General features: G+C 71.4%; 20 protein-coding genes. 8 read left to right on the plus strand and 12 right to left on the minus strand.

The genetic code is table 11. From position 1 onward, the window contains the following. Nucleotides 1-211 precede the first annotated feature (211 nt). Entirely contained in the window at nucleotides 212-943 is a 732-nt protein-coding gene (locus OG496_RS17575; RefSeq protein ID WP_405971527.1) for a VIT1/CCC1 transporter family protein, read from the minus strand. A gap of 291 nt (nucleotides 944-1234) precedes the next feature. Here OG496_RS17575 and OG496_RS17580 point away from each other — a divergent pair, with 291 nt between their 5' ends. The 7 genes from OG496_RS17580 (at nucleotide 1235) to OG496_RS17610 (ending at nucleotide 9619) form a co-directional block, all read left to right on the plus strand. After that, entirely contained in the window at nucleotides 1235-2326 is a 1092-nt protein-coding gene (locus OG496_RS17580; RefSeq protein ID WP_405971528.1) for an ADP-ribosylglycohydrolase family protein, read from the plus strand. 578 nt (nucleotides 2327-2904) lie between these two features. After that, the gene (locus OG496_RS17585) at nucleotides 2905-4146 is read left to right on the plus strand and encodes an ADP-ribosylglycohydrolase family protein (protein ID WP_405976641.1); all 1242 of its coding nucleotides are present in this window, start codon (nucleotides 2905-2907) and stop codon (nucleotides 4144-4146) included. 8 nt (nucleotides 4147-4154) lie between these two features. Then, entirely contained in the window at nucleotides 4155-5375 is a 1221-nt protein-coding gene (locus OG496_RS17590) for an ADP-ribosylglycohydrolase family protein (protein WP_405971529.1), read from the plus strand. Beyond that, nucleotides 5363-6718 carry an ADP-ribosylglycohydrolase family protein gene (locus OG496_RS17595; protein WP_405971530.1) on the plus strand — a complete coding sequence of 452 codons (1356 nt, stop codon included), beginning with the start codon at nucleotides 5363-5365 and terminating at the stop codon, nucleotides 6716-6718. The genes OG496_RS17590 and OG496_RS17595 overlap by 13 nt, the downstream gene beginning before the upstream one ends. Continuing rightward, nucleotides 6715-7611: a ribokinase gene (gene rbsK, locus OG496_RS17600; protein WP_405971531.1), complete on the plus strand. Its 897-nt coding sequence runs from the start codon at nucleotides 6715-6717 to the stop codon at nucleotides 7609-7611. Before OG496_RS17595 ends, rbsK begins: the two co-directional genes overlap by 4 nt. Further along, nucleotides 7608-8810, plus strand: a complete 1203-nt coding sequence (locus tag OG496_RS17605; RefSeq protein WP_405971532.1) for a CaiB/BaiF CoA transferase family protein — start codon at nucleotides 7608-7610, stop codon at nucleotides 8808-8810. Before rbsK ends, OG496_RS17605 begins: the two co-directional genes overlap by 4 nt. Further along, a complete protein-coding gene (locus OG496_RS17610) occupies nucleotides 8807-9619 on the plus strand; it encodes an HpcH/HpaI aldolase/citrate lyase family protein (protein WP_405971533.1) in 813 nt (270 codons plus the stop codon). Before OG496_RS17605 ends, OG496_RS17610 begins: the two co-directional genes overlap by 4 nt. Nucleotides 9620-9676: 57 nt before the next feature. On the opposite strand, the gene lgt is transcribed toward OG496_RS17610, so the two are convergent. The 11 genes from lgt to hisI form a co-directional block, all read right to left on the minus strand. Continuing rightward, the gene (lgt, locus tag OG496_RS17615) at nucleotides 9677-10660 is read right to left on the minus strand and encodes a prolipoprotein diacylglyceryl transferase (protein ID WP_405971534.1); all 984 of its coding nucleotides are present in this window, start codon (nucleotides 10658-10660) and stop codon (nucleotides 9677-9679) included. A gap of 103 nt (nucleotides 10661-10763) precedes the next feature. After that, nucleotides 10764-11543 (minus strand): DsbA family protein, encoded by a 780-nt coding sequence (locus OG496_RS17620; RefSeq protein ID WP_405971535.1) that lies wholly within the window; start codon nucleotides 11541-11543, stop codon nucleotides 10764-10766. 90 nt (nucleotides 11544-11633) lie between these two features. Further along, on the minus strand, nucleotides 11634-12449 hold the full coding sequence (trpA, locus tag OG496_RS17625) for a tryptophan synthase subunit alpha (protein WP_405971536.1): 816 nt from the start codon (nucleotides 12447-12449) through the stop codon (nucleotides 11634-11636). Further along, nucleotides 12446-13729, minus strand: coding sequence for a tryptophan synthase subunit beta (trpB, locus tag OG496_RS17630; RefSeq protein ID WP_405971537.1), 1284 nt, complete (start codon nucleotides 13727-13729; stop codon nucleotides 12446-12448). Before trpB ends, trpA begins: the two co-directional genes overlap by 4 nt. A gap of 59 nt (nucleotides 13730-13788) precedes the next feature. After that, nucleotides 13789-14031, minus strand: coding sequence for a tryptophan biosynthesis modulator TrpM (gene trpM, locus OG496_RS17635; RefSeq protein WP_405971538.1), 243 nt, complete (start codon nucleotides 14029-14031; stop codon nucleotides 13789-13791). A 22-nt stretch (nucleotides 14032-14053) separates the two neighbouring features. Continuing rightward, nucleotides 14054-14863: an indole-3-glycerol phosphate synthase TrpC gene (gene trpC / locus OG496_RS17640; protein WP_352183724.1), complete on the minus strand. Its 810-nt coding sequence runs from the start codon at nucleotides 14861-14863 to the stop codon at nucleotides 14054-14056. Between the two features lie 125 nt (nucleotides 14864-14988). Beyond that, nucleotides 14989-15456, minus strand: a complete 468-nt coding sequence (locus tag OG496_RS17645) for a DUF2752 domain-containing protein (protein WP_405971539.1) — start codon at nucleotides 15454-15456, stop codon at nucleotides 14989-14991. Between the two features lie 111 nt (nucleotides 15457-15567). Further along, nucleotides 15568-15816: an HGxxPAAW family protein gene (locus OG496_RS17650; RefSeq protein ID WP_366494077.1), complete on the minus strand. Its 249-nt coding sequence runs from the start codon at nucleotides 15814-15816 to the stop codon at nucleotides 15568-15570. A 216-nt stretch (nucleotides 15817-16032) separates the two neighbouring features. Beyond that, complete coding sequence (locus OG496_RS17655; RefSeq protein ID WP_405971540.1) at nucleotides 16033-16674, minus strand: TIGR02234 family membrane protein; 642 nt, start codon at nucleotides 16672-16674, stop codon at nucleotides 16033-16035. Between the two features lie 52 nt (nucleotides 16675-16726). After that, nucleotides 16727-18205: an anthranilate synthase component I gene (locus OG496_RS17660; RefSeq protein ID WP_405971541.1), complete on the minus strand. Its 1479-nt coding sequence runs from the start codon at nucleotides 18203-18205 to the stop codon at nucleotides 16727-16729. Between the two features lie 11 nt (nucleotides 18206-18216). Beyond that, nucleotides 18217-18612 carry a phosphoribosyl-AMP cyclohydrolase gene (gene hisI, locus OG496_RS17665; RefSeq protein ID WP_327404774.1) on the minus strand — a complete coding sequence of 132 codons (396 nt, stop codon included), beginning with the start codon at nucleotides 18610-18612 and terminating at the stop codon, nucleotides 18217-18219. An 82-nt stretch (nucleotides 18613-18694) separates the two neighbouring features. Here hisI and OG496_RS17670 point away from each other — a divergent pair, with 82 nt between their 5' ends. Then, nucleotides 18695-19330, plus strand: a complete 636-nt coding sequence (locus tag OG496_RS17670; protein ID WP_366494073.1) for a TIGR03085 family metal-binding protein — start codon at nucleotides 18695-18697, stop codon at nucleotides 19328-19330. Nucleotides 19331-19388 lie beyond the last annotated feature (58 nt).

Here is a 19388-nt window from a genome sequence, read left to right on the forward strand (position 1 = left end):
GCGGCACCGCACAAGCGGTGAAGGTGAAGGGGACCAAAGCGGACAGATCGATGTCCGTCGGTCCAGGGCAGAGGGAGCGTCGTAGCCCATCCCGCGGGTGCGCCGCGAGCGTCATTGCCCACAGCGCTTACGGCTCATGCCCAGTGGTTAAGCGTTCGAAACCAGCGAGTAACGGCTACTTATGCGACCCAACGCATAAGTGCGCGCCGAGCTATCCTACGACCGTTCCGAACAGGGTGCCCAGGGCGTACGTCACACCGGCCGCCGCACCGCCCAGCGCGAGCTGCCGCAGCCCGCTGAACCACCAGGTCCGCGCGGTCACGCGGGCCACCACCGCACCGCACCCGAACAACCCGACGAACGCGAGCAGCAGCGCCGGCCAGAGCGCGGTCGCCCCGAGCAGGAAGGGCAGTACGGGAAGCAGCGCGCCCAGCGCGAACGCCCCGAAGGAGGACACGGAGGCGACGAGCGGCGAGGGCAGATCACCGGGGTCGATCCCCAGCTCCTCGCGGGCATGTATCTCCAGGGCCTGCTCGGGATCGCGCGAAAGCTGCCGGGCGACTTCACGGGCGAGTGCGGGCTCGACCCCACGGGACACATACAGAGAGGCGAGCTCCCCTTCCTCGTCCTCCGGGTGCTTGCGCAGCTCGCGCCGCTCGACCTCCAACTCGGCCTCGACCAGCTCGCGTTGGGAGGCGACGGAGGTGTACTCACCGGCCGCCATGGAGAAGGCACCGGCGGCGAGCCCGGCCAGCCCGGTGATGACGACGGTCTGATGACTGACAGCACCGCCGACGACACCGGTCATCAGGGCGAGGTTGGAGACGAGACCGTCCATGGCACCGAACACCGCGGGGCGCAGCCAACCGCCGTTCACGTCACGGTGGGTGTGGTTGTCGCGGTGCGCCTCGTGGAGCGTCGCTTCGGTCTCGATGATGGCCATGCGGTGATCCCCCAGGAGGCGGCAATCGCCTAAGGTTAGGCTAACTTTGGACAGGTTCTACTCTTCGACAACACTCAACATACGCCTTTCATTTCCCGCCCTCCAGCAAGGAAAGGCTGGGCTAACCTGCGGGTTTACCCTCGAACGCTCATCCGTGACGGGGGTTGTTCAGATGTCGACCGGGTGACGCTGCGCTCCGTCAGGCTCTGCCGAAGGCCTCCCGTGGGAGACATCCGCAAAGGGTTCCGCGCCCTGAGGCGCCCTGAGGGAACCCCGTAGGAGAGGCCGCGTATGGCATCGATCGCCTGCATTCCCCCGGTCCCGGCGCCCAAGAACGCCACCGAACTCCGCGAACGGGCGCGCGGCGCGCTGCTCGGACTGGCGGTGGGAGACGCCCTGGGCGCACCGGCGGAGAACATGAAGCCCTCGGAGATCCGCGCCCGTTGGGGCCGCATCACGGGCTACGTCGCGGAGAACCCGGCCGGCACGGACGACACGGAGTACGCGATCTTCTCCGGCCTCCTCCTCGCCCGCCACGGCTCGGCCCTCACGCCGACCCATGTGGAGGCGGCCTGGCACGAGTGGATCGCGGACCGCGACGAGGGCCCGTTCCGGGGAGCGGGCTTCAGTGAACGCGGCACCCTGGAGAACCTCCGCAGAGGCCTGGCCGCCCCCATCTCGGCACAACACCGCCACGCCTGGAGCGACGGCCTGGCCATGCGCGCGGCCCCCTTCGGCGTCTTCGCGGCAGGCCGCCCGGCGGAAGCGGCCCGCCTCGTCGCGATCGACGGCTCGGTGAGCCACGATGGCGAGGGCATCTACGGCGGCCAGGCGGTCGCGGCGGGCGTGGCGGCGGCGATGGCGGGAGCCCCCACGATCGCGGTGGTGGCGTCAGCCCTGGCAGTAGTCCCCGACGACTCCTGGACGGCCCGCTCCCTACGCCGAGCGGTGGCGGTGGCCCACCGAGGCGAACGAGCGGTCCGCTCCGCGGTGGTCATCGGCGGCTACCCCTGGACCGACCTGGCCCCCGAGGCGGTGGCCCTCGCCTTCGGCGCATACGCGGCAGCGGACGGCGACTTCACGGAATCGGTCCTCACGGCGGTGAACATGGGGCGGGACGCGGATACGACGGCTGCGGTGGCGGGCGCCCTGGCAGGCGCGACCCGGGGCGCGTCCTCGATCCCGCCCGACTGGGCGTCGGCGATCGGCCCGGCAAAGGGGAGCTGCCTACCGGCGATGGCCGGCCACCATGTGCTGGACATCGCCGAGTTGTTGGTTCCGGGGGAGGGCGGGAAGTGGGGCACGGGGGGCGTGGTCCGACGCGATCAGCGGGAGAAACGGGAGTACGTACTGGCTGCGGATGAGGACGAGGTGCAGCTGTGAACCGCGAGGAGAGCGAGGGCAAGGGGCTGGCGCCGACGGCGCAACGGATTGAACCTGCGGTCACTGAGGGCGAGTTCACCGGGCAGGGGCTACCCACACCCGGCCTCCCACTCCGCCCCGAGCTGCTCCAACTCGCAGCCACTGGCGACGAAGCCGCCCTGCGGGAACCACCTGCGGCCGCGAACGGCGAACGCACCTCGCAGGGGCCGCCCACACCCGGCCGCCGCCTCCACCCCAAGCCGCTCCAACCCGCCTCACCCGACAGCGAGTTCACCCCTCACGAACCACCCACCTCCAACTCCCACCCCGAGCCGCTCCAACCCCCAGCCACTGACGACGAAGCCGCCCCGCAAGAACCACCTGCGGCCGCGAACGGCGAACGCACCCCGCAGAGGCAACCCGACCCCGGCCGCCGCCTCCACCCCAAGCCACTCCAACCCGCCTCACCCGACAGCGAGTTCACCCCTCACGAACCACCCACCTCCAACTCCCACCCCGAGCCGCTCCAACCCCCAGCCGCCGACGGCGAACCCGCCCCACAAGGACCACCCGCCTCCAGCCCTCGCCTCCACCCCAACCTGCTCCAACCCACGGCCGCCGATGGCGAACCCGCCCCACAGGATCCACCCACACCCGACGACGAAAGTTGTACGGGCGGTGCGGGCGGGAGCACACAGGCCGATGGCGAAGCCGAGGCCGTTCACAAGGCCCGCCGGATCGAGGGGCTGCTGCTCGGGCTCGCCGCAGGGGATGCCGCCGGTTGGCCCGCCGCGAGGCACCGCGCTGCTCGCATGCCCGAGTGGACCCGCCGCCTCACCCGCGAGCTGGACACCTTCGCCGAACAGAACGCGACCACCACCCTCCCCGTCCCCATCGCCCTGAACCAACCCCCCGAGCCCCTACGCCTGGGCCCCTCCGACGACGCCGAATGGGCGGCGTTCGCCGCAGAAGCCGTACTACGAGCCGGCGACGACACAGTCCTGGGCGACCTGAGCCGCGAACGCAGAACCCGCGCCGCGATCGACCTCACCTGGAACGCCATCGCCAGCGAGGTCGCCGCCGCGGCGGACCGCGCCCCGGAGGTCGAATCCGCCGTACTCCCCCTCCGCGCCCGCATCTCGGTACGGGCAGGCCTGGGAAACCTCGCCGCAGGACTCCGCCCACCCGCCACCGGCCACGACAACCCCCACTACTTCGACGACGCGGCCTGCGTAAGGGCATGCGTCCTGGCGGTGGCGCACCCCGGCGACCCCCAACGCGCCGCCGCCCTCGCCGAGTTCGACGCCCACTACACCCAGGACGGCGACGGGGTCCACGGCGCCAGAGCGATGGCCGCGGCCCTCTCCCTCGCCCTGGTCGGCGCGGACGTCGACGAGTGCGTGGCGGCAGCCCTCGCCGAACTCCCGGAAGCCACGGAGATCGGCCGCAACGCCCGCCACGCCCTGAAGTTGGCCCAGGACAGCGACAACGCCTTCGCCCTGATCCCCCTCCTGGAACACCAGATCGTCGACCACGTCTACAGCTACGGAATCGCGGCCGCCGAAACCGTCCCCGTAGCCCTCGCGTTGGCGACAGCAGCCCGCGGCCGTATCGCGGAGGCGGTCCCCGCCGCGGCCTGCCTCTCCCGGGTCGCCGACTCGGCCCCGGCCCTCGCAGGCGCCCTCACCGGAGCACTCAGCGGCGGCCAGGCGATCCCATCGACCTGGCGGGACGCCTGCCGCACCCTCTCCGGCTGCGCACTCCCCCGCCTCACCGGCACCGACCTCGTAGAACTCGCCGAACTCCTGGAAGCCACACAACCACCCCCACCAGGAGGATGATTCGGTGCATGCCACCCAAAGAACTCAAAGACCCTAAAGAACTCAATCAAACCGAAGCTGGAGCCGGAGCCGAAACTCCAGAAACCAGCCTCGAAGAAAGGATCACCGGAGCCCTCGTCGGCGCCGCCGTCGGCGACGCCCTCGGCGGCCCCGTCGAGGGCTACTCCCCCGACCAGATCCTCGAACGCCACGCCGGCCGCGTCCACGGCATCGTCGGCCCCTGGAACGGCGAAGCCTGGCGCACCGCCCGCCCCATCGCCCCGTACCACAAGGGCGACGGCCACGTCACCGACGACACCTTGATGACCCACGCTCTCGTACGGGTCTACGCCCAGGTCCGCGACCACCTCGACGCCTACTCCATCGCCGACCACCTGGTCCCGGACCTGATGCAGAACCCGCGCTGGATCCCGGAGTTGGAGGCGGAGGCCATCCCGCTCCAGCGCATCTTCCTCGCGGAGAAATGGCTCGCAGCCCGCCTCCACTACGGCCACATCGACCCCCGCGAGGCCGGCGTCGGCAACATCGTCAACTGCGGTGCCGCGATGTACATGGCCCCGGTCGGCCTCGTCAACGCGGCCCACCCGGCGGCCGCTTACGCCGAGGCCCTCGACATCGCGGGCGCCCACCAGTCGTCGTACGGCCGCGAGGCAGCCGGTGTCTTCGCGGCGGCGGTGGCCGCGGCCTGCGTACCGGGCGCCACCCCCGACTCGGTCGTGGCCACCTGCCTCGCCCTGGCGAAGGACGGCACCCGCACCGCCATCGAGCAGGTCTGCGAAGTGGCCGCCCGCTACACGGACTTCGAGTCGGCGCTGGCCCCCCTGCGGGAGGCGATCGCGCCGTACGACACGGTCGGCCCCGACTACCGCGCCCCCTCCCTGGACGCCCGCCGCCCCTCCCGCACCAAGGCGATCGAGGAACTCCCCGTCGCCCTGGGCATGTTGGTGGTCTCCGGCGGCGACTACCGCCACGCGGTGCTGGGTTCGGTGAACTACGGCCGGGACTGCGACTCGATCGCGACGATGGCCGGCGCGGTGGCCGGCGCCCTGGGCTCCCCGGTCCCGCAGGACTGGTCGAAGACGGTCGCGGAAGCCAGCCGCCTGGACCTCTGGGAACCAGCCGCAACCCTCGCCACCGTCACCCGCGAGCTCTTCGAGCGCGACGTCCTCCGCCGCCGGGCCCACGAGGCGGCGTTCACCGAGATCGGAGGGCTGAAGTGCTCCGACTGACCTGGGTCCAGCCGGAGGACCTGCTCGGCCACGAACTGCGCCAGGCCGCTCAGGACGGACGCGAACCGTCGGCGATCGCGGCACGCTGGCGGGCGGCGGGCGGTGCGGAGGCACCGGAACGGGCGGGCGCGTCGGCCCAACCCCCCACCCGCTACCTCCGGTTGCTCGCCGAGGACCTGCTGGACGAACTGGCCGACCTGCCCAGCCGGTTGGCGGACCAGGAGCCCACCGACCTCGCACGGATCAAAGCCCTCTGCCCCAACTGGCCCACCCCACAAGCCACTTTCCCACCCCGCCCGGCCCTCTTCGAGGCCGCCTGGCTGGGCCGGGCCGTCGGCTGCCTCCTCGGCAAACCCGTGGAGAAGCTCCCCCTCGACGGCATCCGCCAACTCGCCCGAGCCACCGGCAACTGGCCCCTCAACTCCTACTTCACCGCCCGGGGCGTCCCCACCGACCTCCTCGCCGCCCACCCCTGGAACCGCCGCTCCGCCCCCACCTCCCTGGCCGAGAACATCGACGGCATGCCCGAGGACGACGACCTCAACTACCCCTTGTTGAACCTCCTGTTGCTGCAGCGCCACGGCAGGGACTTCACCACCGCCGACGTGGCGAAGCTCTGGCTCGACGAACTCCCCGCAGGCCGTACCTTCACCGCCGAACGCATCGCCTACCGCAACCTCCTCACCGGCCTGGAACCCCCGCGAACGGCCCGCCACCGCAACCCGTTCCGCGAATGGATCGGCGCCCTGATCCGCGCCGACGTACACGGCTGGACCAACCCCGGAAACCCCGGCGCGGCAGCCGAACAGGCCCACCGCGACGCCACGTTGACCCACACCGCGAACGGCGTCTACGCGGCGATGTTCACGGCGGCCACCATCGCCACCGCGACCACCGGCACCCACGACATCCACACCTGCCTGCGCACCGGACTCACGGTCGTCCCGCCCAACTCCCGCCTCGCCAAAGCGATTCACCACGCCCTCCAACTGGCCCGGAAACACCGGGACTTCGACGAGGTCGTGGACGAACTCCACGCCACTTACTCCCCCACCCACCACTGGGTCCACGCGATCCCCAACACCGCCCTGATCGCCGCCGCCCTCACCCACGCGGACGGCGACTTCACCGGCTCCATCTGCCGTGCGGTGTCCGGGGGTTGGGACACCGACTCGAACGGAGCGACGGTCGGCAGCATCGCCGCCCTCCTCTCGGACACCGCGCTCCCCGACCGCTGGACGACCCCGCTCAAGAACCGACTCGCCACCTCTGTAGGCGACTTCAACGGCATCGGCTTCGACACCCTCGCCCGGCTCACCCGTCAGGAGACCGCCCGCCCATGACCCACATCGCCGTGCTCGGCAGCACGAACATGGACCTCGTCGCCTACGTCGCGAAGGCCCCGCAGCGCGGAGAGACCGTGACGGGACGGGAGTTCCGCACGATCCCCGGCGGCAAGGGCGCCAACCAGGCGATCGCCGCGGCCCACGCGGGCGCGACGGACGTCACGATCGTCGGCGCGGTCGGCAACGACGCCTACGGCGCCCAACTCCGCGCCACCTTCGAACACTCCGGCGTCGACACCGACCATCTGCGCACCGTCGAGGGCCCGTCCGGCACCGCCCACATCGTCGTGGACGACGAGGGCGGCAACGCGATCGTCGTCATCCCCGCCGCCAACGGCACCGTCGACCACCTCGCCCCCGGCGACGAGGCCACCATCGCCACGGCCGACGCCCTGCTCCTCCAGCTGGAGATCCCCCTCGCCGCGGTGATCGCGGGCGCGGAAGCGGCCCGCCGCCACGGCGTCCGTACGATCCTCACGCCCTCTCCCGCCCAGCCACTACCCCCCGAACTCCTCGCCGCCACCGACCTGTTGATCCCCAACGAGCACGAGGCCATCACCCTCACCGGCCGCACCGACCCCCGCGAGGCAGCGGCGGCCCTGCTCGACCAGGTGCCCGAGGTGATCGTCACCCTGGGCGCGGCGGGCAGTCTGTACGCGGCCCGGGGCGCCGAGCCGTTCACCGTGCCCGCGCCCCGAGTGACCGCCGTGGACTCGACCGGGGCGGGCGACACCTTCGTCGGCGCACTGGCGGTGGCGCTCGCCGAAGGCCGCCCGATGCGGGACGCGCTGGCCTGGGCGGCAGCGGCTGCGGCGCTGTCGGTGCAGCGGCCCGGGGCGACGGCGTCGATGCCGTACCGCGCGGAGATCGAGAAGCAGTACGCCTCATGACCGAGACGACGACCACAACTCCCCTGTCAGGCCTGCGCGTTCTCGACCTCGCGACGCTCTTCGCCGGACCCCTCGCCGCCACCATGCTCGGCGACTTCGGCGCCGAGGTCATCAAGGTCGAGCACCCGACCAAGCCCGACCCCTCCAGGGGGCACGGCCCGTCGAAGGACGGCATCGGCCTGTGGTGGAAACTGCTCGGCCGCAACAAGCGCGCGATCACCCTCGACCTGTCGAAACCGGGCGGGCGCGACACCCTCCTCCGTCTCGCCGCCACCGCCGACGTGATCATCGAGAACTTCCGCCCCGGCACCCTGGAGAAATGGGACCTCGGCTGGGCCGAACTCTCCGCCGCCAACCCGAAGTTGGTGCTCGCGCGAGTCACCGCCTTCGGCCAGTTCGGGCCCTATGCGCACCGCCCGGGCTTCGGCACCCTCGCCGAGGCGATGAGCGGTTTCGCCGCGATCACCGGCGAACCGGACGCGCCCCCGACCCTCCCGCCGTTCGGCCTCGCCGACTCGATCGCGGGCCTGGCGACGGCGTACGCGGTGATGACGGCCCTCGCGGCCCGCGACCGCACCGGCGAAGGGCAGGTGGTGGACATGGCGATCATCGAACCGATCCTCACCGCGCTGGGCCCCCAACCCCTCTGGTACGACCAGCTCGGCCACGTCCAGCCGCGCACCGGCAACCGCTCCCAGAACAACGCCCCGCGCAACACCTACCGCACGGCGGACGGCAGTTGGGTCGCCGTCTCCACCTCGGCGCAGTCGATCGCCGAGCGCGTGATGCGCCTGGTCGGCCGCCCGGAACTGATCGACGAGCCGTGGTTCGCGACGGGCGCGGAACGGGCCCGGCACGCCGACGTCCTGGACGCGGCGGTCGGCGACTGGATCGCGCAACGCACCCGCACCGAAGTGCTGGCCGCCTTCGAGAAGGCGGAGGCGGCGGTCGCCCCCATCCAGGACGTTCGGGACGTGATGACGGACCCGCAGTACCAGGCCCTCGACACGATCACCACCGTCGACGACCCCGAACTCGGCCCCCTCCGCATGCAGAACGTCCTCTTCCGCCTCTCCGCCACCCCGGGCGCGATCCGCTGGACCGGCCGCCCCCACGGCGCCGACACGGACACGGTCCTGACCGAACTCGGCCTGACCGACACCGAGTTGACCGCTCTCCGCCAGGCGGGCGCCCTGTGACCCCGCACCCCCTGACCTGGCTCTACGTCCCCGGCGACCGCCCCCCGGTCGTCGCCAAGGCGCTCGCCGCCGGCGCGGACGTGGTCGTCGTCGACCTGGAGGACGCGGTCGCCCCGGACCGCAAGGACTACGCCCGCGCGGCCACGGCGGAGCTTCTCTCTGAAGCCCAACTCAACGTCCACGTCCGCGTGAACGCCCTGGACACCCCCTGGGCCGCCGACGACCTCCGCACCCTCGCGCCCCTCCCGGGCGTGTCCGGCCTACGGCTCCCGAAGGTCACGTCCGCGGAGGACGTCGTAGCCGTAGCGGAGAAGGCCCGCGACCTCCCCCTGTACGCCCTTCTGGAGACGGCCCTCGGCATCGAGCGGGCCTTCTCCATCGCCGCCGCGCACTCCTCCGTGCACGGCATCGCGCTCGGCGAGGCGGACCTGCGGGCCGACCTGGGCGTACGCGACGACGCCGGCCTTGACTGGTCCCGCTCCCGGGTGATCGTCGCCGCCCGGGCCGCGGGACTGGCCCCGCCGCCCCAGTCCGTCCACCCGGACATCCGCGACCTGGAGGGCCTGGCGGCCTCCTGCGCGCACGGCCGCGCCCTCGGCTTCCTGGGCCGCGCGGCGATCCATCCCCGTCAACTCCCGGTCATCGAGAGCGCGTTCCTCCCGACCGAGCAGGAGATCGAACAGGCCGAGACCATCGTCAAGGCGGCCACGCGGGAACAGGGCGCGCAGGCTCTCGCCGACGGACGGTTCATCGACGCGGCGGTGGTCGCGGCGGCGCAGCGAACGCTCACCTTGGCGCGCCGCACCTGAACACGATGAGGGCGCCCCGTGCGACACGGGGCGCCCTCATCGTCGTAGAACCGGCCGTCAGCCCTTTTTCGCCGACTCGGCCTCGTCTTTCTTCACGTCCACTTCGTTCTCCACGTCCGCTTCCTTGGCGTCCGCGTCTTCCTTCGGCTCCTCTTCCGAGGTCACCGCGCTGTCGTCACCGTCGGTCTCACCGGCGGGGGCATCCGCATCCGCGTCCGTCTCCGTGTCCGGTTCGACGACCTCTTCGCGGCCCGGGCGCTTCTTCGCCGAGATCACGAAGTAGAGGACCGCGAGCAGGAAGACGATCATCGCGGTCCAGTCGTTCAACCGCAGGCCCAGGAAGTGGTGGGCGTCGTCGACGCGCATGTACTCGATCCAGCCGCGGCCGACGCAGTACGAGGCGACGTACAGCGCGAACGCCCGGCCGTGGCCCAGTTTGAAGCGGCGGTCGGCCCAGATGACGAGGAAGCCGACACCGACGCACCACAGCGACTCGTACAGGAACGTCGGGTGGTAGTAGCCGGGGACACGGCCGTCCGTCGAGGACGTGATGTGCAGCGCCCAGGGGAGGTGCGTCTCGCGGCCGTACAGCTCCTGGTTGAACCAGTTGCCCCAGCGGCCGATGGCCTGGGCGAAGGCGATGCCGGGGGCGAGGGCGTCGGCCCAGGCGGGCAGCGGGATGCCACGGCGGCGGCAGCCGATCCACGCGCCCACCGCGCCGAGCGCGATCGCGCCCCAGATGCCGAGGCCGCCCTGCCACACCTTGAAGGCGTCCACCCAGTCGCGGCCCTCGCTGAAGTACAGCTCGTAGTCCGTGATCACGTGGTAGAGGCGACCGCCGACGAGGCCGAACGGCACGGCCCAGACAGCGATGTCGGCCACCGTCCCGACCTTGCCGCCGCGGGCGACCCAGCGTTTGTTGCCGAGCCAGACGGCGACGAAGACGCCGATGATGATGCAGAACGCGTAGCCACGCAGCGGAATGGGGCCGAGGTGGACGACCCCCTGCGACGGGCTGGGAATGTAGGCAATGGTTTCCATGGCAGGGTCGACGCTACCGTGCCGGACCACGACCGCGGCAAGCGGCCCGGCTACGGCTCCATAACGGGCCGGTATGAAAACCGGCCCGCCCGCTTACCCCGCGCTACCCCTTGTTCGCCGCCTGGACCAGCTGCTTCAGCTTCGCCGGGGTCATCGTCTGGTCCGCGTAGATGTTCTTGCCGTCGAAGAGGACGGTCGGGGTGCCGGTGAATCCGCCGGCCTGGAACGCGGCGGCGGACTTCGTGACCCAGCTGTCGTGCGTACCGCTGTTGACGCACTTCTGGAAGGCGGGCGTGTCGAGGCCCTTCACCTTGCCCGCCAGCTCGATCAGCTTGGCGTTGCTGGAGTACGCGTCGTCCGTCTCCTTGGGCTGGTTCTCGTACAGCACGTCGTGGAAGTCGCGGAACTTTCCGGCGTCCTGGGCGCAGGCCGCCGCGTTGGCCGCGCGCTTGGAGCCGGTGCCGCCGAGGTTGCCGTCGATGATCGTGACCAGGTGGTACTGCACCTTGAGCTGCCCGGAGTCGGTCAGCTCGTGGAGTGTCGAGCGGTACGCCGTCTCGAAGGCCTGGCAGGCCGGGCAGCGGAAGTCCTCCCACACCGTGAGCGTCGGCTTGGCGCTGTCCTTGCCGACCTGGATCGCCAGACTGTCCTTGCCGGTCGCCCCCGAGGGTGCCACCAGGGGGCCCGAGCTACTGCTGCCGCTGTCGTCCTTGCCGTGGTTCGCGGCGAGGACGCCGACCACCGTCGCCAGACCCAGCACGCAGACGACGCTCGCGGCCACGATCAGCGTGCGCCGCCGCCTCTCCGCGGTCTTCTGCTTCTCACGCTCGACCGCCAGCCGCTCGCGGGCGGTGCGCTTTCCGTCACGGTTCTTCTCGCTCACACCCCGCAGAACGAACCGGGGAGGCGCAGCGCGCCTCCCCGGTCCCAGGTCCACCCATACGAGGGACGGTTGTTCCTTTACGCCTGTGCGCTACGCCTGTCCGCGCACGCCCTTGGCCAGTTCACCGGCGAGCACGCGGACCGCCTCGACGCCGGCCGCGTCGTCCGGCGCGTCCAGCATCCCCTTGACGAAGGCCGAGCCGACGATCACGCCGTCCGCGAAGCGGGCCACCTCGGCGGCCTGCTGGGCGTTCGAGACACCAAGCCCGACGCACACGGGCGTGTCGGTGGTGGCCCGGGTGCGTTCGACGAGGTCCTGCGCCTGCGCGCCCACGGACACGCGGGTGCCGGTGACGCCCATCAGGGAGGCGGCGTAGACGAAGCCGGTGCCGACCTTGGTGATCTCGGCGAGGCGGGCGTCCTTGCTGCTGGGCGCGACCACGAAGACCGTGGCGAGCCCGTGCTTCTCGGCGTGCTCCCTCCACAGCCCCGCCTCCTGGACGGGCAGGTCGGGCAGGATGCACCCGGCGCCGCCCACCTCGGCCAGCTCGGCGGTGAAGCGCTCGACTCCGTAGCGGTCGATCGGGTTCCAGTACGTCATGACGAGTACGGGCTTGCCGGTCGCCGTGTGCGCCTCGCGGACCGTGCGCATGACGTCCGCGATCTTGACGCCGCCACGCAGGGCGATGTCGTCGGCGGTCTGGATGACGGGACCGTCGAGGACGGGGTCGCTGTGCGGCAGGCCCACCTCGACGATGTCCGCGCCGCCGTCGAACGCGGCCTTGATCGCCGCGATGCCGCCGTCCACGGTCGGGAAGCCGGCCGGGAGATAGGCGATGAGCGCGGCCCGTCCCTCGGCCTTCGCGGCGGCGAGGGTGTCGCTCAACAGCCGGATGTTGCCGCTCACTTGGCGTCCCCCTCGATCTCCGCGACGTCGGCCGCGTTCGCCGCGACTTCGGCATCGGTCTTGTACAGGCCGAAGTACCGCGCGGCCGTGTCCATGTCCTTGTCGCCGCGCCCGGACAGGTTGACGACGATCAGCCCGTCCTTGCCCAGCTCCCTGCCGACCTCCAGCGCACCGGCGAGCGCGTGGGCGCTCTCGATGGCCGGGATGATGCCCTCGGTGCGCGACAGCAGGCGCAGGGCCTGCATGGCGGCGTCGTCGGTGATCGCGCGGTACTCGCCGCGCCCGCTGTCCTTGAGGTAGGAGTGCTCGGGGCCGATGCCCGGGTAGTCCAGACCGGCCGAGATCGAGTACGGCTCGGTGATCTGGCCCTCCTCGTCCTGGAGGACGTAGGACCGCGAACCGTGCAGGATGCCGGGCTCACCGGCGGTCAGCGTGGCCGCGTGCTCGCCGGTCTCTACGCCGTGCCCGGCGGGCTCGCAGCCGATGAGGCGTACGTCCGCGTCCGGGATGAAGGCGTGGAAGAGGCCGATGGCGTTCGAACCGCCGCCGACGCAGGCGATCGCCGCGTCGGGGAGGCGTCCGGCGCGCTCCAGGATCTGGCGCCGGGCCTCGACACCGATCACGCGGTGGAAGTCGCGGACCATGGCCGGGAAGGGGTGCGGGCCCGCGACCGTACCGAAGAGGTAGTGCGTACGGTCGACGTTGGCCACCCAGTCGCGGAACGCCTCGTTGATCGCGTCCTTGAGGGTGCGGCTGCCGGACTTCACGGCGATGACCTCGGCGCCGAGCATGCGCATCCGGGCCACGTTCAGGGCCTGGCGCTGGGTGTCGATCTCGCCCATGTAGATGGTGCATTCGAGACCGAACAGCGCGCAGGCGGTGGCGGTCGCGACACCGTGCTGACCGGCGCCGGTCTCCGCGATGACCCTGGTCTTGCCCATGCGCTTGGTGAGCAGGGCCTGACCGAGGACGTTGTTGATCTTGTGCGAGCCGGTGTGGTTCAGGTCCTCACGCTTGAGGAAGATCCTCGCGCCACCCGCGTGCTCCGCGAAGCGGGGCACCTCGGTGAACGCGCTCGGCCTGCCGGTGTAGTTGAGGAGAAGGTCGTCCAGCTCGCGGGCGAACTCGGGGTCGTGCTTGGCCTTGTCGTACTCGACAGCCACCTCGTCCACGGCGGCGACGAGGGCCTCCGGGATGAACTTGCCACCGAACGCGCCGAAGTAGCCCTCGGCGCTGGGGATCTGACCGTCGGGGTCTGGGATGAAGAACTCGCTGGGCATGCGGAAACCTCACGGTGAGTGTTTGTGGAGACACTGAGCGCCGTGGGGGCGGGGGTTGTTCAGATGGCCGCGGGACCGATGTGGCTGGTCGCGCCCGCGCGGCGGTAGCCGCACATCAAATACAGCCCCGCGCCCCTGACGGGGCGCTGCCATCGACGGCCGTTGACCTGCCCAGGTTCGTCACCGATGACGTAGCGCACCCTGCGGCCGTGCACCCGGCGGGCCGGGGCGCGGCAACCCCTCGGACGGCAGCCGCGCGCGAGGCGGGCGTGCCGGTCCATGGGGGTCAGGGTGAGTGTCATCGGGGCTCAGCCTAGCGGGTGATCAGCCGCGGCCGTGGCGCAGTGCGGGGTGCTCCCCCGCCGCCACCAGGTCGGAGACCGCCGACTTGGGGTCGCGGCCGGTGACCAGGGACTCGCCCACCAGGACCGCGTCGGCGCCCGCGTTGGCGTATGCGATGAGGTCGTGGGGGCCGCGGACTCCGGACTCGGCGATCTTGACGATGTGGGCCGGGATCTCGGGGGCGACACGCTCGAAGGTGCCGCGGTCGACCTCAAGGGTCTTGAGGTTGCGGGCGTTGACGCCGATGATCTTCGCGCCGGCGTCGACCGCTCGGTCGACCTCGTCCTCGTCGTGGACCTCGACGATCGGCGTCAGGCCGATCGACTCGGCGCGCTCGATGAGGGACTCCAGGGCCGGCTGGTCCAGGGCCGCGACGATCAGCAGGGCGAGGTCGGCGCCGTAGGCCCGGGCCTCCCAGAGCTGGTACGACGTGACGATGAAGTCCTTGCGGAGGACCGGGATGTCCACCCGCGCGCGGACGGCCTCCAGGTCGGCGAGGGAGCCGCCGAAGCGGCGCTGTTCGGTGAGGACGGAGATGACGGCGGCGCCGCCCGCCTCGTAGTCCGCGGCGAGGCCCGCCGGGTCGGCGATCGCGGCCAGCGCGCCCTTGGAAGGGCTGGAGCGCTTGACCTCGCAGATGACCTTGACGCCGTCGCCGCGCAGTGCGGCGACCCCGTCCTTGGCCGCGGGAGCCTTCGCCGCGCGCTCCTTGAGTTCGTCGAGGCTGACGCGCGCCTGCCGTTCCGCCAGGTCGGCACGGACTCCGTCGATGATCTCGTCGAGCACACTCACGCGAGCGGCCCCCTTCCGGACGGTGGAAAAGCCATGGTCACATCTGACTCGATGGTATCCGGAGGAAGGCGTAGGCCTCGCATCCGGTTGACGCCGGTCCCACTACCTGGACATGTGTCGGTTGATCAAGGGTGTAGCCAGCCACCGAACGGCAGGTTCCGGACAACCGTGAAGACCAGCACCAACGCGCCCAGACCCCACAGCTGGACCCTGCCGAGTTCGATCCGCGCGGGCCGGCCGCGCGCCGCACGGACCACCCAGACGGTCCATACGACCATGAAGGCCAGATAGCCCACTACGGCGATCGCGTTGTCCTGGAGCGCCGCCAGGAAGTCCCCGTGGATGAACTCGTGCGCGCTGCGCAGGCCGCCGCAGCCGGGGCAGTACAGGCCGGTGAAGCGATACAGGGGGCAGACGGGGTAGTGGCCGGGCTGGTTCGGGTCGACCGCGCCGACGTAGGCGAAGGCCCCGGCGACGGTCGCGAGGACGGCCGCGGGCACGGCGACGCGGTTCAGCACGGAGGCGGTACCTGGGCCGGGACCGGGGGCGCGCGTCTTCGGCATGCTCTGGCTGTCGGCGTTCACGTCTCGCATTGTGCCCCCTGGCCCTTTCGCGCGGCACGCGCGCGTGAGGGGCGGCCCCCGGTGCCGGTGCACCAGGACCGCCCCTCCACGAAGTGGTGGCTGACAGCTACTGCCTACGGCTCAGCTGTCGGCGTGCGCCGGCTTGCCGAGCAGCTCGGTCAGGTCCTTGGGACGGTCCTTGGGCATGCCCATTCCCATCGCGCTCATGACCCAGCCGACGATGCCGCCGACGACCGCGATCGCCATACCGGCCCAGAAGCCGATCGGCTGCGCCATGACCATGAAGGCGCCGCCGACCAAGAATCCGATGAAGATGATGGTGGTACCGGTCCAGGCGGCCAAAGTGTGACCGTGGCTGTTGCCCGCCATGACGTGCTCCTCGTTGCCGTGTACGTGTGTGAGCAGACGCTCACGCTTCATTGTTCCGCACGCGCGCGGAAGCGATGCTTCGGGGTGGTCCCGCGCGCGGCGCGCGGAGTAGGCCGGGGGATGCGCGCCAGTGCCCCAAAGGGGCGCTGGGCTGTGTCCATGTGCGGCGCCGCAGCCGACCGACGACGGACGCTTCCTCGCCCCTCCAGCGGAGCGCTACGCGCCTGTGGGGTCCTCGCCGCGGTCCAGGGCCTTCCAGATGTCCTCGGGGCGGTCGGGGTCCACCACGGGAGCCCGCCGGGGGCGAGGCGTGCCGTTGCGTTCGTAGCGGCCCGACATCGCGGGCCAGCGGCGGCCGTAGAGGAGGGCGAGCAGGCCGGCCAGCAGGATCAGGCCGCCGCCGACCGCGGCGACGTAGGGCCAGGCGGTGTGGTCGAAGGCGTGGACGACCGACGAGGTGTCGCCGGAGGCCTGCGCGGCCTTGTCGTCGAGCGCGGAGCTGTCGGTGGCGCCGAGGAGGGCGGCGGCGACGATGCCCGCGCCGGAGAGCGCGAGGAGGGCGGAGACCGCGAAGCGGCCCGTCCTGCGGACGGCGAAGACGGCGACGAGCGCGGCGAGGCCCACTATGGCGAGCGCCGCGGGCACACCCGTGACGTCGCTGCCCTTGGCGGACAGCGGGAACGCGTCGCCGGCCACCGTCGCGGTCCCCATCGACCAGCGCTGACGGGTGGCCAGCAGGGCCACGGCCGCGCCGAGCGCACCGCTCATCAGGGCCACGGCGAGGCTGCGGCGGCCGGCACGCGCGGGGCCTTCGCCTTCGGAACGGGGGTGAGGAACAGCAGCAGTCACGTGGTCCACTATCGCTCCAACCCCGGGCGAACCGTCACCCGGGGTTCATATGACCCTCGTCCTATTGCCCGAGCCGGTTCGCCGTGTGCACGGCGCGGAGGACCGCCGCCGCCTTGTTGCGGCACTCCTGGTCCTCCATCTCGGGGTCCGAGTCGGCGACGATGCCGGCGCCCGCCTGGACGTAGGCCGTGCCGTCGCGGAGCAGGGCCGTACGGATGGCGATGGCGGTGTCGGAGTCGCCCGCGAAGTCGAGGTAGCCGACGCAGCCGCCGTACAACCCCCTTCTGGACGGCTCCAGTTCGTCGATGATCTGCATCGCGCGGGGCTTGGGCGCGCCCGAGAGGGTGCCGGCCGGGAAGCAGGCCGTGAGGACGTCGAAGGCGGTACGGCCGGGCGCCACGCGGCCGGTCACCGTCGAGACGATGTGCATCACGTGGGAGTACCGCTCGACGGACATGAAGTCGACGACCTCGACCGAGCCGGGCTCGCAGACCCTGCCCAAATCGTTACGCCCGAGGTCGACCAGCATGAGGTGTTCGGCGCGCTCCTTGGGGTCGGCGAGGAGTTCGTCGGCGAGGGCCTGGTCCTCCTGCGGGGTCGCGCCGCGGTGCCGGGTGCCGGCGATCGGGTGGACCATCGCACGCCCGTCCTCGACCTTGACGAGGGCTTCGGGAGACGAACCGACGACATCGAAGCCGTCGAATCGGAACAGATACATGTACGGCGACGGGTTGGTCGCCCGCAGCACCCGGTACACGTCCAACGCGCTTGCCATGCACGGTGTTTCGAAGCGCTGCGAGGGGACGACCTGGAAGGCCTCGCCCGCGCGGATGCGCTCCTTGATGTCCTCGACGGCCTCCTTGAAGTCGGGGCCGCCCCACAGCGCGGTGTACTCGGGGAGCTCGGAGGGCGGGAGCTGGGCGGGCGGCTGGGCCACCGCGCGGGAGAGGTCCGCCTCCATGGCGTCGAGGCGGGCGATCGCGTCCGCGTAGGCCTCGTCGACGCCGGTGTCGAGGTCGTTGTGGTTGATCGCGTTGGCGATCAGGAGGACCGAGCCCTCCCAGTGGTCCATCACCGCGAGGTCGCTGGTGAGGAGCATGGTCAGCTCGGGGAGCTTGAGGTCGTCGCGCTCGCCCGGGCCGATCTTCTCCAGGCGGCGGACGATGTCGTAGCCGAGATAGCCGACCATGCCGCCGGTGAAGGGCGGCAGGCCCTCCTGGTGGGGGGTGTGCAGGGTCTCGATGGTGGCGCGCAGGGCGGCGAGCGGGTCGCCGTCGGCCGGAACGCCGACGGGCGGGGTCCCGAGCCAGTGGGCCTGTCCGTCGCGCGCGGTGAGCGTGGCGGCGCTGCGGACGCCCACGAACGAATAGCGGGACCAGGAGCGGCCGTTCTCCGCGGACTCCAGGAGGAAGGTGCCGGGGCGCTCCGCGGCCAGTTTGCGGTAGAGCGCGACCGGGGTGTCGCCGTCGGCGAGGAGCTTGCGGGTGACCGGAATGACGCGACGGTCGGTGGCCAGCTTGCGGAACGTCTCAAGGTCCATGGCGGCTGACCCTACTTTTCCACGGGGGCGGCACTGGAATCAGCGCCGTCCTTGAGGAGCACGTCCGCGTCGAAGCAGGTGCGGGCGCCGGTGTGGCAGGCGGCACCGACCTGGTCGACCTTCACGAGGACCGTGTCGGCGTCGCAGTCCAGGGCGACGGACTTCACGTGCTGGAAGTGGCCGGAGGTGTCGCCCTTCACCCAGTACTCCTGGCGGCTGCGGGACCAGTACGTGCAGCGGCCCGTCGTCAGGGTGCGATGCAGCGCCTCGTCGTCCATCCAGCCGAGCATGAGCACCTCACCGGTGTCGTACTGCTGGGCGATCGCGGGGACGAGCCCGTCGGCGCTGCGCTTGAGGCGGGCGGCGATATCAGGATCGAGGCTGCTGGGCTGGGGCGTGCTGGTCATGGGGCCATTGTGCCGCGCCGCACTGACAGTCCTGGCCGGGCGTCCACTGTGCGGACCCCGGCGGCGGTCGTAGGCTGACGGCATGTCGACCTTCGCCAAGCGTGAACGACTTCTTCTCGCCGATCTCCTGGAGACCGCGGGCCCGGACGCCCCGACTCTCTGCGAGGGGTGGCGGACCCGTGACCTCGCCGCGCACGTGGTGGTGCGCGAGCGCCGCGCCGACGCCGCCGGCGGCATCATGATCAAGCAGCTCGCGCCGCGGCTGGAGCGGGTGATGACGGAGTTCGCGGCGAAGCCGTACGAGGAGCTGATCCAGCTCATCCGTACGGGCCCGCCGCGCTTCTCGCCGTTCCAGCTCAAGCAGCTCGACGAGGCGTCCAACACGGTCGAGTTCTACGTCCACACGGAGGACGTACGGCGGGCTCAGCCGGAGTGGACGCCGCGCGAGCTGGACCCGGTGTTCCAGGACGCCCTGTGGTCCCGCCTGGAGCGCATGGCCCGGCTGGTGGGCCGCACCGCGCCGACCGGGCTCGTACTGCGCCGCCCGGACGGCCAGACGGCGGTCGCCCACAAGGGGGCGCCGGTCGTGACGGTCACCGGTGAGCCCTCGGAGCTGCTGCTGTTCGCGCACGGACGGCAGAGCGTGGCCAAGGTGGAACTGGACGGCGACGAGAACGCGATCGCCAAGCTCCAGGAGGCCAAGCAGCTGGGGATCTGAGGGGTCAGTGGGGCAGTTCGGCCCGAGCCCCACGAGCAGGGCGACGCCGACCGCCACG

Origin of the sequence: Streptomyces sp. NBC_00988 (assembly GCF_045162645.1) — a bacterium.
In the GTDB taxonomy this organism is placed as follows: domain Bacteria; phylum Actinomycetota; class Actinomycetes; order Streptomycetales; family Streptomycetaceae; genus Streptomyces.